We start from the raw sequence: 16,426 nt of genomic DNA, 5'->3' as shown, positions 1-16,426 counted from the left end.
GTGAACGCGATCAGCGGTTTTCTGGACGGCGTGCGCAGCGGCCCGCAAGAGCCGGTCGACTGGAGCCGGGCACCTATAAGACCTACCCGGCTGCGCGGCGCAAGGCCCCGCAGCCGCAACCGCTCGGCCGCCTGCTGCGCGACCTGCTGGGGGTGGTGGGCGGCAGCTGGGCCCACACCAGCGGCGGTCCGCCGGCGCTGATGCTCCACCGCCCGGCGCCGTCGGGGGGCGGGCTCTATCCGATCGAGGCCTATGCCGCCCAGGTCGGCGCTTTGAGCCACTACGCCCCCGCGCACCACGTTCTGGAGGTCCTGAACGGCGGTGACCACCGGCCGGCGGTCACCGCGGCACTGGCCGATCCGCCCCGCGAGCCCGCCGATGTCCACCTGCTGCTGTCGGCCGTCTTCTGGCGCCAGGGATTCAAATACGGCGACTTCGCCTACCGGCTGCAGTGCCAGGAGATCGGCGCGCTGATCACCCAGGCCCGGGCGGTGGCCGAACGCGACGGCATCGTGGTGCGCGCCCACCTGCGTTTCGACGACGGCGCGGTTGCCCGGCTGCTCGGGTTGGATCCGGAGGCCGAAGGGGTGCTCGCCGTCCTGAGCCTCACCGGCGGGCGGATCGGCGAGTGCACGGATACCGATGCGGGTGCCGATACCGACACGGACGGGACCGCGGATACGGCCGCGGACACCGGCACCAAGAGCAGCACAAGCACCAACACCAACACCAACACAAACACCGCCACCGGTGGCGGCACTGCTACCGATACCGGCACCCGGTCCGCGGTGGAACCCGCCGCCCAGCCGCGTCCGGCCGCGCCGCCGGTTCCCGTCACCGGCCGCCTTCCGCACCTGGCCGCGCTGCACGCTCGGGCCGCCGCGGCGGCCCGAGCGCCGGCGTGCACGGTGCCGGCGTGCGCGGTCGGGCGCACGGCGGAGCCCCAGCGGGTACCGGTCCCGCTGCCGGCGGTCGCGCCCCCGGTGCAGGCCGCGGGTATCGGCGCACGCCGCTCGACACCGCGGGGCTACCGTCCCGACCCCGTCGCGGCTGCGGAGGTGGCCCGCATCCTGGCCGCCGCGTGGGCCGCCGGCGCCGATGACATCCCCGGTGCCCGCGACCGGCCGTGCACGCTGGAGCTGTACCTGGTGGCGCTGCGCACCACGGGCTTGGCGGCCGGCGGCTACCGGTACCGCGGCGGCTGGCACGCCGTTGAACCGGTCGGTGCCGCAGGGGACATAGGCCCGGCCATCGCCCGCGGCCCGTTGACCGCCAACGCCCGTGCTGCACTGCGCGGCGCGGCAGCGGTCCTCATCCCGGTGGGCGACCAGCTCGCCGGTTCGACCGAATTCGGTGCGCGCTGGTACCGCATCCAGCAGGCCGAGACCGGCATGGCGCTGCACCGGGCGGCACTGGCCGCACCGCCGCTGGGCCTGAGCGCCCGTATCCACTCCGATGGCACCAACGCCGTGACCGAGGCGGCACTGGGGCTGGCGGGCACCGGCAGGACACCGCTGGGTTTCCTACTGATCGGAGTTCCGGCCACGGGCGGCCCCGTGTTGGACGGGCGGCTTGCATTAAGTACCGGAACGGCAGGTGGGGATGGTAGGCGACCGTCCGCGGCAAGCGCGGCCAGCTGTCAATGAAAGGACCAGGAAAATGGATGGTCTCGATGTCGCCGGGCTGTCGGTTGAGAGCGTCGACGTCGTGTCGTCGGAAGCTCTGGAGAACGGCCACGGGATGACCGAAATCGCCGCCTCTTGCGGTGTCGTGTTCCCGTGCAGTTGCTTAGTGGTCGACGATGATTAGTTAACCGGGCGCGCCCGAGTGGTCTGTTCTGGGAGCCCTGGTGCTGCGATCGGATGGCTCTGCGGTGCCCGGCGCATGGTGGATATTTAGGTTGCCAGGCGGCCGTCCGCGGCAAGCGCGGGCGGATGTCAATGAAAGGAGCAGGAAAATGGATGGTATCGATGTCGCCGGGCTGTCGGTTGAGAGCGTCGACGTCGTGTCCCCGGAGTCCCCGGAGTCCCTGGAGTCCGGCCAAGGCATGACCGAGGTCGCCACGTCGTGCCCTTGCGGTTGCACGACGTGCTGGATCGGTTGATGGCAGCCGTTCCCGCATAGCGGCCGACCGGGGTGTATCGCGGCACGTTCCGGGTGCACTCCGGCCGGTCCGAGGGGGTTTCCGGGGAAGGGGCGCCCGTTACCCGGAAACAAGTTCAAAAATTCTCCGTGGAAGAGCGGGCGGTATCCGAGGAAGGGGTAAAGAAATGGATGGTATCGATGTCGCCGGTTTGTCCGTTGAAAGTATCGATGTCGTGTCGCCGGAGGATCTGGAGTCCGGCCACGGTATGACCGAGCTTGCGGGTTCGTGCGGGTGCCAATGCAACTCAGTAAGCTGTCTGGCGGCGTTCGCCGAATAGCGGTTTTCCGGGGTGCGCTCACCGCGGGGCGCGCCCCAGTCGCACACCGAATGGAAATACCGGGGTCCGATTATCCCTACTCGCCGCCCCATTTGCCGAACAGCGGCCGCACGCTTGCACTCCGGGGCGGGCGGCCGCTGATGGGAATCCGGTGGGGGTCTCCTACCGGTGGTGGCAGCGGCCGACCGCGGGAGTGCCCAACTCGGTACGCCTTGCGGTGCTCTTGCCCTTGCCGACGTTATGGAAGGTTGAGACCCATGCCAGCCGCCGAGGAGTTCGGTGTCCGGGTGACAGGGCTGCCCGCCGGTGTGCTGACCGGCTTGCGTGCCGAACGGGCCTGGGCAGCGGCCCAACAGGTCCTCGACATCGAGGCGCGCCTCTCCGCCGAAGGCGCCGGCCTGTCCGGCGAACTGCACCGGGTGATCGGCGCGGCGGCCGACCCGGCGTACAAACCCCGTTTGGTTGCGCTGCGCCGCGCCGTGTTCGCCGGACGCCGCCCCCGCTCCCGCGAGTTCTCCGCGGACCTGCGGGCCGTGCTGCCCGCCCGCACCGACGAGCGCATCGCCGCGTGGCTGCGCCTGCTCGACCGGCGCGACGAGCTGCGCGACCGCCTACCGCAGCTGTTGGGCGAGGAGACCCGCCAAGCGCGCGGGCGGCTGCTCGCCGCCGCCGCCGCGGCGCCCGCGTTCCGCGCCGGGCTCGCCCAGGCCGTCCCCGACCTGGCGGCCGAACTCGACACCTGGCTGCGGGCGGGTCCGGCGGCCGCACCCGACCGCAAGGCGCTGTTGCGCGTCGCCCGCTACCTGGCCCGGGCGGCCGCCAAGACCAGCCCGTTCGCCACGTTCACCGGCTCGGGCCTGGGCCGGTGGCGGGCCGGCGGCCCGCCGGTCGACGGGCGCCCGCTGCGCCGGGCCGGGGTGGTAGAACTGCACCGCGCCGCGGTCGACACCATCTGGCGGCACCTCGCCGACCGCGCCGGCCTGCGCGACCGGGTCGGCATCCGCGCCAACCCCTCCGCGGTCGACGACGGCGACCGCATCGTCTTCCTCCGCCCCGGCCCGGCCGAACCGATCACCTCGATCGCCGCCGTCCCCGCCATCCGCAGCGCACTGGCCGCGGTCCGTTCCCGCCCGGCAGCCACCCGCGCGGAGCTGTCCGGGCCCGTCATCGACCCGCAACTGCTCGATGCGCTGCTGGAGCACGGCCTGCTGGAGCGCTGCCGCCCCTACGCCGACCAGGCCGCCGACCCGCTCGGCGACCTGATCGCCTGGCTCCCGGACGACGCGGGCGAGATCGGCGAACTCGACCGGCTCCGCGCCCTGGTCCGCGAACCGGCGCCGCCGGGCGATCCCGGCTCGGCCGGGCTGCGCCGCGAACGCATCCGGGCCGCCGTGCAACGGCTCACCCCGGAGGGAACGCAGCTGCCCGGCAAGGCCCTGGCGCTGGAGTCCGCGCTGCACCCGGGAACCGTTGCCCGCTGCGACCCCCGCGCCTGGGCGCCGGCGCTGGCCGATCTCCAGGCGGTGCGGGTCCTGCTCGGTGTCCTCGACCCCGACCTGCCGGTCAAGCGGGCCGCGGCCGCCGCCTTCAGCAGCCTGTTCGGCCCCGGTGCCCGCGCCCCGCTGCTCGGCTTCTACCACCGCGTCCACCGCGGCGGCGGCAACAACAACGGCAACGGCAGCAGCGACGGCCCGGCCGATCTGCGCATGCTGCTGCGCGCACCCCTCGACGGCTTCGCCACCGAGGTGCCGGTCGCGCTGGCCGAGGTGCGGAAACTGCGGTCGGACCTGTGGCGGACCATCTACCAGACCCCCGAGTCCGCCCCCGGCGTCATCCGCCTCGACCCCGCCACGGCCTACAAGACCGCCGCGACCTGGCCCGCCGACATCCGCGCGCCCCGGTCGGTCTGCTGCTATGTCCAGCCGCTGGCGGCGGAGCGCCCGCCGCGGCTGGTGCTCAACACGGTCAGTTCCGGGCACGGGCGCGGTACGGGCAGGCTGCGCCGGCTGCTGGCCGAAGCCGGCGGCCGGCTCCCGCCGGCGTGCGCGCCGCCGGACCCCGGGGTGGCCGAGTGCCGGGGCGCGTTCGGCCACACCCTCAGCCTCCGTTCGGCGCGGGCACGCCCGATCTCCTATCCGGGCGTCGCCGACTCCGGCCCCGGCACGGAGCCCGCCGGCGACGCCGTCGCACTCGCCGACCTGGCGGTCCGCCACGACCCGCAGCGCGGCGTGCTCACCCTGCACGACCCGGCCGGGCGCGAACTCCGCCCGGCCCACCTGGGCATGCTCGCGCCCTACCTGCTGCCGCCCGCTTTCACGTTCCTGCTGCGGGTGTTCGGCGAATCCGCCCAGCCGCTGCCGCCGTCCTGGCGGCTGCGCGGCGGCGGCGAGCAGGCCGCCCCCGGGATCGAGCGGTGGCCGCGCGTCGACATCGGCGCCGTCACGCTGCTGCGCGGCTGCCATCGCATGCCCGCCGAGCAGATCCCGCTGCCCGCCAAGGGCGAGCGCGAAGCCGACCACCTGGTGCGTTTCGCGCGCTGGCTGCGCGACCACGGCCTGCCCGCCGCGTTCTTCGCCCGGGTGGTGCCGCGCGACCCCCTGCAACGGGCGCTGGGCAAGTCGACCAAACCGCTGTATGTCGACGCGGCGGCGCCGCACCTGCTGCGCGACTTCTTCCGGGCGGTGCGCGAGCCCGGCGGGACCGTGCTGCTGGAGGAGGTGCTGCCCGCCCCGGGCGACAACCCGCGCTACGGCGCCGACGGTGTCCGGGTCACCGAGTTCGCCGTCCAGATCGACGCCGGCACCGATACCGACACAGATACCGGCGCCGGCACCGCCGCCGACGGCGGCGAGTACGCGGAGGAGGGCCGGTGAACGGCGGCGGCGACACCGGCGGCGCCGAGGGCACCTGGGTCAGCGCGCACATCTTCCACGCGGGATCGCTGGACCGCATGGCGCTGGAACTGGTCGCGCCGCTGCGCGCCGAACCCGGCACCGGCATCGGCGGCCTGTTCTTCCTGCGCTACTGGGAAGGCGGCCCGCACCTGCGGCTGCGGGTGCGGGCGCGCGGACCCGCCGGACCCGTCCGGCGGCTGGTCGCCGATCGCGCAGTCGGCTACCTGGCCCGCAACCCCTCCGAACGGACACTGACCGAACCGGACTACCGGCACTTCGCCGCCGCCGCGGCCCGCGGAGAACGGCTGGCGGGCCACGACCACCGCCTCCAACCCAACGACACCGTCCGCTTCATCGGCTACCGCCCCGAACACCGCGCCTTCGGCGATAGCGCGTGCATCCGCGCGGCCGAGCGGCACTTCACCGAGTCCAGTGCGGTCGCGCTGGAGCTGCTGGCCCGCCGCCCCGGCCCCGGTCAGCGGTCCGCGCTGGGCGTCGCCGCGCTGACCGCGGCGCTGGCCGTGTGCGAACCCGACCTCGCCCGCGCAGCCCGCGCCGCCGCGGCGCTGTCCGCGCCGGTATCGCCGCCGATCGAGGCGGCGCTGCGCCGCGACCGCGCCGGCCTCATCGCCCAGACCCGCGCGTGCTGGGCGGGGCCGCCCCGCAGCGGACCGCTGGCGGCCTGGGCGGCCTCGCTCACCGAGCTGCGCGACCGCCTCACCGGGCTCGGCGCCGAGCCCGCCGACGCCGTGTCGCCGCTGTCGTTCCTGGCGCAGGGGCCGGTGCCGGCGACCCTGCTGCGCTGCACCCACCTGCTGAACAACCGGCTGGGGATCGCGATCACCGCGGAAACCCGGCTGGCGCTGCTGGTCGCCCGCATTCTGACCGAGCTGCACGAGGAGTCCGCCAATGGCCGAACGCTGGTATAGCGCACACGTCCACTACTACGAGCCCGACAAGGACGCCCTGCTGCTGGACGCCGTGGGACCGCTGCTGGAACGCCTCGACGGTGCGGTGCACGGCGCCCATGTGCTGCGCCACTGGCGGCTGGGGCCGCACCTGCGGATCAACCTGCGCACCGAACCGCAGACCTGGACCCGGCAGGTGCGCCCGGCGATCGAGGAGGTCGTGGGCGGCTACCTGCGTGCGTACCCCTCCACCGCCCGGATCGACACCGACCGGGCCCTGGCCCAGCACCGGCTGCTCGCCGAACGCGAGCAGGAGAACGGCCCGCTGACCCCGTGGGCACCGGACAACACCATCACCTACCCGCACTACGACTCCCGCGCCCAGGTGCTGGGCAGCCGGGGCGCCGAGCTGCTCGCCGGCTTCTACGCCGACTCCACCCGCCCGCTGCTGGAGATGCTCGGCCACGTCCGCGCGGGCCGCGACGACAAGGAGGCTCTGGCGCTGTCGCTGATGCTGGCAACGTCCCACACGGTGCTGGGGCCGATCACCCGCAGTTACGTGTCCTACCGCTCCCACGCCGAGGGCTTCATCGTGCAGTGCTCCGACCCCGGGGCGGTGCGGGCCGCGTTCGACGACCGCTACGAGCAGCGCAGGCGGGAGCTGACCGCGCGGGTACGCACGGTGGTCTCCGCCCTCGACGGCGGCGGTTCGGGGGCGGACGGAGCCGCACGGGAACCGGCGCCGTTCGCCGCCCAATGGGCCGCGCTGGTGTCGCGCTACGCCGAACGCGCCCGCCCCCTGGTTGACCGCGGCCTGCTGATCACGCCCGGCAATGTGGAGGACATCCGCGCCAACCCCCGGCTCAGCGACTTCCACCGCACCATGTTCGCCACCCGCGCCTACCACGAGCGGTACCTGTCCGATCCCGCCTTCCTGGTGTACCGGGTACTGCTCAACTACACGTATCTGCACCTCACCCGGCTCGGCATGGCGCCGCCGGAGCGGATGCGCACCTGCCACCTCGCCGCCAACGCGGTCGAAGAGGTCTACGGGCTGTCGGCGGTGGCGATGATGGAGCGGTTCACCGCCGCACACCTGGCCGAGGAAGGCAACGCCTGAGCCGGCCGCGGCGGCCCCGGCCGGGCCCGCCCGCCCGGGTACCGGCACCCTGCCGCCCGGCGACCCGCTCGCCGCCGTTGGCAGTGCGGCCGCCGCGGCCGCCGGCCGTCAGCGCCGCCGGCGCCGCAGGCGGGCCGACCGGCCGCGGATCAGGACTGGCCCGGGACCGGCAGGCGGCCCGCGTGCTCGTCCTGCGGAGCCGCTGCGGTGCCGGGGTCGGGCGCCCGCCCCCAGTCCATCCGCGACCAGGGCAGCGCCAGCTCGCTCAGGGCGGAGATTTCGTAGGGCGCATAGGTGTCGATCGGCAGCGCCTGGCGGTGCCGGGCGAACACCGACTCGGCGTAGCGGTGGCCGGTGTCGGCGGCGATGAACAGCACGTCGCGCTCCGGTGACCTGCGCCGTTCCCAGCGCGCCGCCAGGTAGGCGGCACCGGTGGACAGGCCGGCGAAGACCGCGTGGGAGCGGAGCAGGTCGATGCTGCCCGCCAGGGCGGCCGTGAACCCGGTCCAATGCAGGGTGTCGTAGAGCGTGTGGGTGACGTTGCCGAACGGGATGGAACTGCCGATTCCGGCGATGATGATGTCGGGGTCGGCGATGTCGTCGCTGCCGAAGGTGACACTGCCGAAGGGCTGGACCCCCACCAAGGAGATATCGGGAGAGCGCTCCCGCAGGTAGGTGGCGAGCGCCCCGGTGGAGGCGCCCGAACCCACACCGCCGACCACGGTCAGCGCCCCGGCGCCGAGTTCGGCGGCGATCCGCTCGGCGATGGGGCGGTAGCCGAGGTAGTGGATGCCGTCGTGGTACTGGCGCATCCAGTGGTAGTCGGGGTGTTCGCGCAGGATCTCGCGGATGCGCTGCACACGGCGGTCCTGGTCCAGTTTCAGGTCGGTGGACGGCGCCATCTGCTCCAGGCGCGCCCCGAAGATCGCGAGCTGGGTGCGCAGGCCGTCGTCGACCGTGGTCGACCCGACGATGTGGCAGCCCATGCCGTAGCGGTGGCAGGCCAGCGCGAGCGCGTAGGCGTAGATGCCGCTGGAGCTGTCGAGCAGGGTGTCGCCGCGGCGGACGGCGCCGGTGTCGAGCAGGTGGCGGACGGCGGCGTCGGCCGAGACGACCTTCATGGTCTCAAAACGCAGGCAGACCAATCCGTCGTCCAGCCGTACGAGGTCGGGGCGGCCGATCGCTTCGGCGATGTGATCGTCCATGTGCAGGCTCCGTTCTGCTCGTGCGGATGCGGAACACGCGGGTGACGGGGATGCCGCTGCGGTGGAGCGCTCGGGTGCACTGGCGGATCCGGCGCCCCGAGCCGGGCGCGGCCGGGTCGAACAGCAGCCCGGCGACGTTGCCGCTGTGCGCGACCTGCACGCCGGCGGCGCCGAAGCGTTCGGCGAGGCGCTCCAGCTCCGGTAGCTCTTCCTTGGCCAGCAGGTGCTGGTTGCAGCGTGCGCTGGCGCTGCACACGCGGCCGAGCAGCCCGATGTCGGCCTCGGACACCGCCGTGCGCAGCAGGCCGCGCAACCGCTCGAAGGTCTCGACCGCACCGTCGGGGGCGGCGCCGAACGGGTCGTCGCAGGGGTCGTCGCCGGGCGCGCCGAACGCAACACCGCAGGCGCCGGTGCGCTGGCGCGCCGCAACGGACAGGGTGTCGACCGGCGCCCCGTTGCCGGTGAGGCAGCCGACCACCGCGGCCGGTGGCAGCGCCGCGCCCAGGTCCTCCAGGACGCGGCCCTCGCGCTGGGCGAACAGCCGGGGCCGGCCGTCGAGCATCAGCGGGTCGCTGGCGTGCTCGGCGGCCACGGCCAGCCGGGCGATCGCCGCCGGATCCAGCCCGACGCCGAAGCTGGCGGCGACCGCCCGCACGGCGGCGATCGTGTCGCTGGTGGAGGAACCCATGCCCAGCCCGATGGGCACCCGGCTGTACAGGCGCAGGTGGCCGCCGCAGCGCGCCCGCCCGGTGAGCGCGGCGCACTCGGCGACCGCCAGTTCGGCCGCCTCCAACGCCTTGGTGCGCGACGCCGGTTGGACGGTGATACGGCCGCCCCGAGCCGGGGTGAAGGTCGCACGGGTGCGGGGGTTGGGGCTGGGCAGGGTGACGAGGCCGTGGCAGCGCCGCCCGCGGGTGTCGCGGAAGACGCCTTGCAGGATCTCGCCGTGGTGGCAGGGGGCGTGGCCGGTGCCGGTCATCATGGTCAGGTCTCCGCGCGGTAGCGGTAAAGCGCGCTCTCTTCGCTGCTGAACTGGGAGAACGGGAACGGTTCGGCGGACAGGGCGGCAACCCCCGAACCGACGAAGGCGCGCGCCACGGCGCTGGCGGTCTGGGCGTAGACGATCAGCGGGATGCCCCGGTCCGCGCAGCGGCTCCGGATCGTATCGAAGGTGCCGTTGCCCAGGGTCATGCCGGTGGCCACGACCGCGTCGGCGGCGGCGAGCACCTCGTCGGCGGAATCGGCGACCGGGTCGCCCCACTGGGTGGTGCGCAGGTTCAGGTCGCAGGGCAGGCATACCCCGCCGCGTTCGCGGATGGCCGCCACCAGCGGGTTGACGACGCCGATCAGGGCGACCTTGGCGCCGGGCGCTGTGGTCAGCAGCCCGGCGATCGCCGCGTCCCGGGCCCGGGCCCGCACCTCGGGGGTTCCCGCGGGCAGCACCACGCGTTCGGCCGCCGGGTCGTCGCGGTGCGGGCGCTGCTGGGCGAGATAGGCGTCGAGGGCGGCGATGCGCAGCGGCAGCGGGCCTTCGCCCAGCAGCTCGGCCAGTGTGCTGCCGGAGGCATCGGCGCAGATGCCGGGGTCGAGCTCGCCGGGCTCGAAGGCGCAGGCGCCGAATGCGCGGCCCAGCCGGACCAGGACGTACTGGTTGAGGTAGGTGGTGGCGCCTCCGGCGAGGCGGGTTCCGTGGTGCGCCCAGAACACACTGGTCGCCACTTCCCGTGCCGGGTCGGGCCCGTAGCGGCCGGCCGAGACACCGGCGAAGACCTCGGCCACGTTCACGCCGCATCACCGCGGTGCAGCCGGAAGATGTAGGTGAGGACGCCGTCGCGCCAGTCGTGGAAGTGGTGGATTTCAGCGGTGAAACCGGCGTCGGCGGCGCGGCCGATGATGGCGGGCAGGTCGGCGGTGTTGGACACGACCAGGAACACCTCGCCGCCGGGCGCGAGCAGCTCCCGCTCGGCGAGCTGGGCGAAGAAATCGGCCAGCAGCGGCGCCCCCAGGCAGACGTTGCGCACCACGTCGGGGTCCTCGCTCACCTGCTGGCTGACCGCCGGCGGGTTGAAGGTGACCACGTCCAGCCGCGCACCGTCGCCGAAGCCGGCGAACAGGTCGCCGACGATGGGGCTGAACACCGTGCCGGCGGGGTCGCCGACGATGCGCTCGTAGTTGTGCGCCGCCGCAGCCACACTCTCGGGGTGGATGTCGGCGGCGTGGATCTCGGCGGCACCGCGCAGCCCGGCGACGACCGCTTCGACGCCCAGCCCGGCCCCCATGGCTGCGTAGCGGCGCCCGCGCACGTCGATGTCGCCGCTGAGGAGGCGCTCGTGGATCATCCGGCTGGTGGCGCCGGGCAGGAACACGCCGGGCGGTACGTCGAAGGCCCAGCCGTTCCACTCGTAGCTGCGCGTGGTGTGCAGGTCGGCCTTGGGGCGGTTCAGAGCGATGATCTGTGCGGCGGGCAGGGGAGGAGGCAGTTGCGCGAGAGGGCTTTCCGGCACCGGAGCGCTCCTTGCTGGTCGGTTTCCTGGTCGAGCGGACGGACGGGCATGCGTGCGGTCGGGCCGGCAGGGCGGGCCGGGCCGGTGCGGGGCGGTCCGGGGGCCGGGCGGGATCAGCGGTCGATCGAGCGCAGGTACTCGGCGAGCTCCTCGGCGGCCTCGATGTTGCGCGGCCCGCTCACGGCCGCCCCGTAGTCCATGATGTGGAACCGGTCGTTGCGTACGGCCGGGCTGTCGGCCAGCGGCGGGTGCGACTTCAAGAAGTCGATCTTGTCGGCGGCGGGCTGGTCGCCGTAGTCGACGACCGCGATGACCTCCGGGCGGGCCTCGACCACGGATTCCCAGCCGACGGTGGTCCAGCGCTGGTCGAGCCCGGACATGATGTTGCGTCCGCCGGCCAGCGAGACGATGGCGTTGGGTGAGGCCTGCCCGCCGGAGGTGAAGGGCTGGTCGGTGCCGGAGTCGTAGACGAACACCCGCGCCGGTTCGCCGCCGGGCTGGTTTTCCCGCAGGTCGGCGGCGCGTTCCTGCAGGTCGGCGACGAGCTTTTCGGCGCGGTCCTCGACGTGGAAGATCCGGCCGATCTGGCGCAGGTCGGTGTAGAGCGCCTTCAGCGGCGGGACCTGCACGGGGTCGTCGCCGTAGTTGAAGCAGCTCTCGGTGTGCTGGTAACTGCGGATGCCCACCTCGGCGAGGCGGTCGGGCGTGATGCCGCGGTCCTCGCCGAACCCGGAGTTCCACCCCGCCAGCACCCAGTCGGCCTTGGCGTCGACGACGGTCTCGAACCCGAGCACATCGGTGGACAGGGTCTCGACGGACCGGTAGTCCTCCAGATAGGGCGAGCGTTCGACAGCGGGGTCGGCGGTGCTGGGCATGACGATGCCGCGCATCCGGTCGGCCAGCCCGAGCGCGAACATCTTCTCGGTACTGCTCATGTCGTAGGCGACGGCCCGCTGCGGCAGCGGGTAGGTGATCTCCTCGCCGCAGTTTTCGATGGTCACGGGCTGGGGCCCGTTCCGGGTCTGCGACTGCACGTCGGCGCCGCAGGCGGTGGTGGCGAGCAGGCAGGCGGCGAGCAGTGCGGGCGGAACGGCCGGGCTCCGGTTCACGGCTGGCTTCCTCCAGGGGAGTCGGGGGTGAGGGTGTAGAGCAGTTGCGGTGCCCCGGTGTGCGGGTGGGAGACCACGGTGGGCCGCACGCCGAACACCCGGTCGACGAGGTCGGGGGTGAGTACCTCGCCGGGCGGGCCGGCGGCGGCGAGGGTTCCGCTGTCGAGCACGGCGATGCGGTCGCAGGCCGCCGCCGCCAGGTTGAGGTCGTGCAGGGCCACCAGCACCGTGAGTCCGCAGCTGCGCAGGAACGACAGCAGCGCCACCTGGTGGCGCACATCGAGGTGGTTGGTGGGTTCGTCGAGCACGAGCACCCGCGGTTCTTGGGCCAAGGCGCGCGCGATCAGCACCCGCTGCTGCTCGCCGCCCGAGAGCGAGAGCACGCCGCGGTCGGCCAGGTGGGTGATGTCGGTGCGTTCGAGGGCCTCGGCGCAGATGCGCCGTTCGCGGTCGCTGAGGGCGTGGTTGCCGCGGTGGTGGGGGTAGCGGCCCAGCGCGACGATCTCGGCGACGGTGAAGTCGAGGTCGGACCGGTTGTCCTGGGGTACCGCGGCAACCGAGCGTGCGCTGTCGCGCAGGGACAGCGCCGAAATGTCGGAGCCGTCGAGGAGCACGGCGCCGCCGGTGGGGCGCAGCGCCCGGTAGACGCAGCGCAGCGCCGTTGACTTGCCGCTGCCGTTGGGGCCGACCAGCCCCACGACCTCGCCGTCGCCGGCCTTCAGGCTCAGGTCGCGGACCAGGGTGGCGCCTGCGATCTCGACCGAGACGCCGTCGAATGCCACGTCCATGTCAGCGGCCTCCGAACAGGTAGCCGCGGCGGCGCAGCAGGGCGACGAACACCGGCACACCGATCAGCGCCGTGATGACGCCGAGCGGCAGCTCCCGCGGCGCGAACAGGGTGCGTGAAGCCAGGTCGACCCAGACGAGCAGGACCGCCCCGGCCAGCGGAGCGATGGACAGGACGCGGCGGTGGTCGGCGCCGACGAGGATGCGGACCAGGTGCGGCATCACCAGTCCGACAAAGCCTACGGCGCCGCTGACCGCCACCAGCGCGCCGGTGACCACCGCGGTGAGCAGGAACAGGCCCCGGCGCAGGCGGGTGGGGTCGACGCCCAGGCCGGCGGCGGATTCGTCGCCCATGGCCAGTACGTCCAGCGCGCGGCTGCTGCGCAGTAGCAGCACGATGGCCGCGGCCACGGCGGCGGCCGCGATCGGCAGCGAACCCCACGCCGCGCCGCCGAGGCTGCCCAGCAGCCAGAACATCACCGACCGGGCGGCCTCGCCGAAGGGGGCGAAGAAGACGATGACGCTCATGGCGGCCTGGAACCCGTAGGCGAGCGCGACCCCGGTGAGGACCAGGCGCAGCGGGCTGGTGCCGGCCCGGCTGTGCGCGGCCAGGTACACCAGTACCGAGGCGGCGAGCGCGCCGAGGAACGCCGCCCCCGACAGCGCGTAGACCCCGAGGGCGGAGAACAGGCCGAAGGAGACCACGGCGCTGGCGCCGACCGAGGCGCCCGAGGACACCCCGAGGATGAAGGGGTCGGCCAGCGCGTTGCGCACCATGGCCTGCACGGCCACGCCGATGGCGCTCAGCCCGGCGCCGACCACGGCGGCCAGCAGCACCCGGGGGGTGCGGACCTGCCAGATGATCGTGTAGTCGGTGGTGTCCTGCGCGCTGACCGTGCCACCGGTGATGGCGGCGGCGAGGTAGCGCAGGGTGTCGGGCAGCGGCACGATCGCCGGGCCCAGCGCCACACCCAGCACGATCGAAACCAGCAGGACGGCCGACAGGCCGGCGACCGCCAGCGGTAACGCGGCCCGGGAGGCGGCCGATGGCGGTGACGATCGGGTCGCCGGGGAAGCCGCTGTCGCTGCCACCGTCATACAGCCTCCGCGTATCGGCGCCGGACCGTCATGTCATATTAAAAATGAAAATCATTGCCGTCCATAGGTGGATGCCAAGGAGTTCTGTGTCACATCTGGCCGGGTCCGGCCGCCAGGGCCGACGCGGGCGGGTGCCGCCGCCCGGTTCTCACCGGGCGGCGGCGGTGCGGGCGGTGAGGATGCGCACGGAGCGGTCGCCGGAGTGCGCATCGCGGCCGTGCCAGCAGCGGTAGTTGTCCAGCGCGAGGATGTCGCCCGCACCCATCCGGAACCGCGGCAGTGCGGATTCCAGTTCGTCCAGGGCGTGCTGGAACCGGTCGAGCATGGCGCGGATTTCGTCGGCGCGGGGATCGCGGTGCAGCGGCGCGGCCCCGTCGGTGCGGCGCACGATGCGCCGGCCGGTGCGGGTGTACTCCACGTGGCGCGCCACCCGCGGCGCGGCGGGCACGCCGCGGATATCGTGCCAGGCGCCGTAGAGGTCGACATCGGCTCCGGTGAGGAACTCCCACAGGTCGGGATCGCCGGCCGCGCAGGCGTCGGCGAAGGCGTAGGCATCGGCGGCGAAGGAATCCCCGCCCGACGGTGCGGGCTGCAGGCACTGCACGAACACGGCGTCCTCGTCGGGGTCGCGCCGCCGGGTGGGCACCCCGGCGATGTCCACGACCGTGTCGAAACTGTCGGCGTGCAGGCGCACCGGGCCGCCGCCGTGCGAGCGCCGCTCGCGGACGGGGAACAGTTGGCGCAGTCCGCTGCCGTGGACGAGCGCGGCGGCGACCGCGAGCGCGTCGGCCGTGGGCTCTAGCCCCGTGAGCACGACCGCGCCGTCGCGGTGCAGTGCTTCGCGGGCGCGGGATCCGGCGGGCAGCCGGGCGGGGACGATTCCGGCGTCCGAGGGTGAGGGTGGCACGGTCAACCTCCGGTGGTGGACGGGGCGGGCCGGGAGAACCCGCGCGATCCGGGGGCCAGCGCCGCCGCAGCGGGGGCGGCGAAACAGGCCGCGGCGCAGAAACCGAGCACGGCGCCGGTGCCGAAGTGGTCGATGGCCGGCGCGATGAGCGCCAGCCCGACCGGGGCAAGACCGTAGGAGAGCAGGAAGTCCAGCGACGACACGCGGGCGAGCTTGGCGGGCTCGACCTCGCGCTGGATGGCGGTGAACCAGGGCACGTTGAACAGTTCGATGCCGATACCGGCCACCACATAGGCCGCGATGACCGCAGCGGGGTGCACGGGCAGCAGCAGGCTCAGCGGCGCGAAGCCGTAGCAGGCCAGCCCGGCCAGCGCCGCCCAGCCCTGCGCCCGGGGCCGCCAGCGCACGACCAGCAGCGCCCCGGCCAGCGCGCCGGCGGTGTAGGCGGTCAGCGCCCCGGCGAGCACGGCCTCGGTGCCGTAGGTGTCCCGGCTGACAAGGGGCAGCGCCACCCCGGTCGCGGAGTAGCCGGTGGCGATGACCGCGGTCAGCGCGGCAAGCCCGGGCATGAACCAGGGGTGGCGGCGGGCTTCGCGGATGCCGTCGGCGAACTCGGTCGTGAACGGGGCGCGGGCGGGTGCGGCGGGCGGGACCGGCGCACCGCGCGGCGGCACCAGGGCGGCGCACAGCCACAGCGCCGCGGTGGCCAGCAGCAGGACCGGCGTGTCGGCGGCGGTGGCCAGCAGCGCGAACAGGCCCGGGGCGAGCAGGGTGGTGATGCGCACGGCGAACGTCATCGCGGCGTTGGCGGGTTGGCGGCGCGGCTCGTCGACGACCTCGGCGGTCAGCGCCTGGAACGCGGGCCGGCAGGCGCCCTGGCCCGCGCCCACCACGGCCGCGGCCAGCGCCATAAGCGCCACCGATTGCCCCAGTCCGATGGCGATGACGGGCGTGGCCGCGGCGGCGGCCAGCCCCGACCACAGCACAACGGCGCGCCGCGAGTAGCGGTCGGCCAGCATGCCGCCCACGGGCACGGCCGCGAGGAAGCCCGCGGTGCGGGTGGCGAGCACGATACCCAGGCCGGCCGCCGTGAGACCGCGGTCGAGTACGGCCAGTCCTAGGATGAACGGCAGCGCCCACGTGGCCAGCCCTGAGGCGGTGGTGCCCGCCCACAACCGCAGGAACGCCGGATCGAGCAGGACCGACGGCCTGCTTTGGGTTGCCGTGGACGCGTGGGGCGTCGGCGATGACGTCACGGGAAGACACTCCTTCGGGTCGGTCGTGGTCGCCTTAACGATAACGAAAACGGTTATCGATTCGGCACGATCTCGTACCGGCCGAAGGACCGGACCACCGCCGTGTCGCCGGGGCCGGGGCCGCGGGCGGGCCGCGAACCGGAAGGGGAAACAGGAACCGGGTCAGGCTTCGGAAATGCCGAGCCGGAGCGCGCCGGTGGCGGCGGAGCCATCAGC

15 protein-coding genes are annotated in these 16,426 nt (G+C 73.7%); 6 read left to right on the top strand and 9 right to left on the bottom strand.

The annotated features are described in order from the left end of the window. Positions 1–155: 155 nt before the first annotated feature. From ACYVD5_RS04270 to ACYVD5_RS04245, 6 genes are all read left to right on the top strand, one after another. A complete protein-coding gene (locus ACYVD5_RS04270; RefSeq protein WP_460999565.1) occupies positions 156–1,646 on the top strand; it encodes a nitroreductase family protein in 1,491 nt (496 codons plus the stop codon). Between the two features lie 13 nt (positions 1,647–1,659). Beyond that, entirely contained in the window at positions 1,660–1,809 is a 150-nt protein-coding gene (locus tag ACYVD5_RS04265; RefSeq protein WP_460999564.1) for a hypothetical protein, read from the top strand. 148 nt (positions 1,810–1,957) lie between these two features. Next, entirely contained in the window at positions 1,958–2,104 is a 147-nt protein-coding gene (locus ACYVD5_RS04260) for a hypothetical protein (RefSeq protein WP_460999563.1), read from the top strand. A 576-nt stretch (positions 2,105–2,680) separates the two neighbouring features. Further along, positions 2,681–5,296: a lantibiotic dehydratase gene (locus tag ACYVD5_RS04255; RefSeq protein ID WP_460999562.1), complete on the top strand. Its 2,616-nt coding sequence runs from the start codon at positions 2,681–2,683 to the stop codon at positions 5,294–5,296. Next, positions 5,293–6,246, top strand: coding sequence for a lantibiotic dehydratase C-terminal domain-containing protein (locus tag ACYVD5_RS04250; protein ID WP_460999561.1), 954 nt, complete (start codon positions 5,293–5,295; stop codon positions 6,244–6,246). Before ACYVD5_RS04255 ends, ACYVD5_RS04250 begins: the two co-directional genes overlap by 4 nt. Then, entirely contained in the window at positions 6,227–7,345 is a 1,119-nt protein-coding gene (locus ACYVD5_RS04245; RefSeq protein ID WP_460999560.1) for a thiopeptide maturation pyridine synthase, read from the top strand. The genes ACYVD5_RS04250 and ACYVD5_RS04245 overlap by 20 nt, the downstream gene beginning before the upstream one ends. Before the next feature lie 149 nt (positions 7,346–7,494). Here the strand turns inward: ACYVD5_RS04245 and ACYVD5_RS04240 are convergent, their stop codons facing one another. From ACYVD5_RS04240 to ACYVD5_RS04200, 9 genes are all read right to left on the bottom strand, one after another. Continuing rightward, positions 7,495–8,550, bottom strand: a complete 1,056-nt coding sequence (locus ACYVD5_RS04240; RefSeq protein WP_460999559.1) for a pyridoxal-phosphate dependent enzyme — start codon at positions 8,548–8,550, stop codon at positions 7,495–7,497. Continuing rightward, entirely contained in the window at positions 8,471–9,532 is a 1,062-nt protein-coding gene (locus tag ACYVD5_RS04235) for a GHMP family kinase ATP-binding protein (RefSeq protein WP_460999558.1), read from the bottom strand. The genes ACYVD5_RS04240 and ACYVD5_RS04235 overlap by 80 nt, the downstream gene beginning before the upstream one ends. Before the next feature lie 2 nt (positions 9,533–9,534). Continuing rightward, entirely contained in the window at positions 9,535–10,329 is a 795-nt protein-coding gene (locus ACYVD5_RS04230; RefSeq protein WP_460999616.1) for a Rossmann-like domain-containing protein, read from the bottom strand. Between the two features lie 2 nt (positions 10,330–10,331). Continuing rightward, entirely contained in the window at positions 10,332–11,054 is a 723-nt protein-coding gene (locus tag ACYVD5_RS04225; protein ID WP_460999557.1) for a methyltransferase, read from the bottom strand. A 113-nt stretch (positions 11,055–11,167) separates the two neighbouring features. After that, positions 11,168–12,163: an ABC transporter substrate-binding protein gene (locus ACYVD5_RS04220; protein ID WP_460999556.1), complete on the bottom strand. Its 996-nt coding sequence runs from the start codon at positions 12,161–12,163 to the stop codon at positions 11,168–11,170. Then, positions 12,160–12,951, bottom strand: a complete 792-nt coding sequence (locus tag ACYVD5_RS04215) for an ABC transporter ATP-binding protein (RefSeq protein ID WP_460999555.1) — start codon at positions 12,949–12,951, stop codon at positions 12,160–12,162. Before ACYVD5_RS04215 ends, ACYVD5_RS04220 begins: the two co-directional genes overlap by 4 nt. 1 nt (position 12,952) lies before the next feature. Further along, entirely contained in the window at positions 12,953–14,047 is a 1,095-nt protein-coding gene (locus ACYVD5_RS04210; RefSeq protein ID WP_460999554.1) for a FecCD family ABC transporter permease, read from the bottom strand. Positions 14,048–14,195: 148 nt separating this feature from the next. Beyond that, positions 14,196–14,954 (bottom strand): TauD/TfdA family dioxygenase, encoded by a 759-nt coding sequence (locus tag ACYVD5_RS04205; RefSeq protein ID WP_460999553.1) that lies wholly within the window; start codon positions 14,952–14,954, stop codon positions 14,196–14,198. A gap of 2 nt (positions 14,955–14,956) precedes the next feature. Beyond that, on the bottom strand, positions 14,957–16,210 hold the full coding sequence (locus ACYVD5_RS04200) for an MFS transporter (protein WP_460999552.1): 1,254 nt from the start codon (positions 16,208–16,210) through the stop codon (positions 14,957–14,959). Positions 16,211–16,426: the final 216 nt, after the last annotated feature.

Source organism: Streptomonospora sediminis (genome assembly GCF_054778995.1).
Note: the sequence above shows the minus strand (reverse complement) of the source record. Positions and strands in the feature narration are given on the sequence as shown.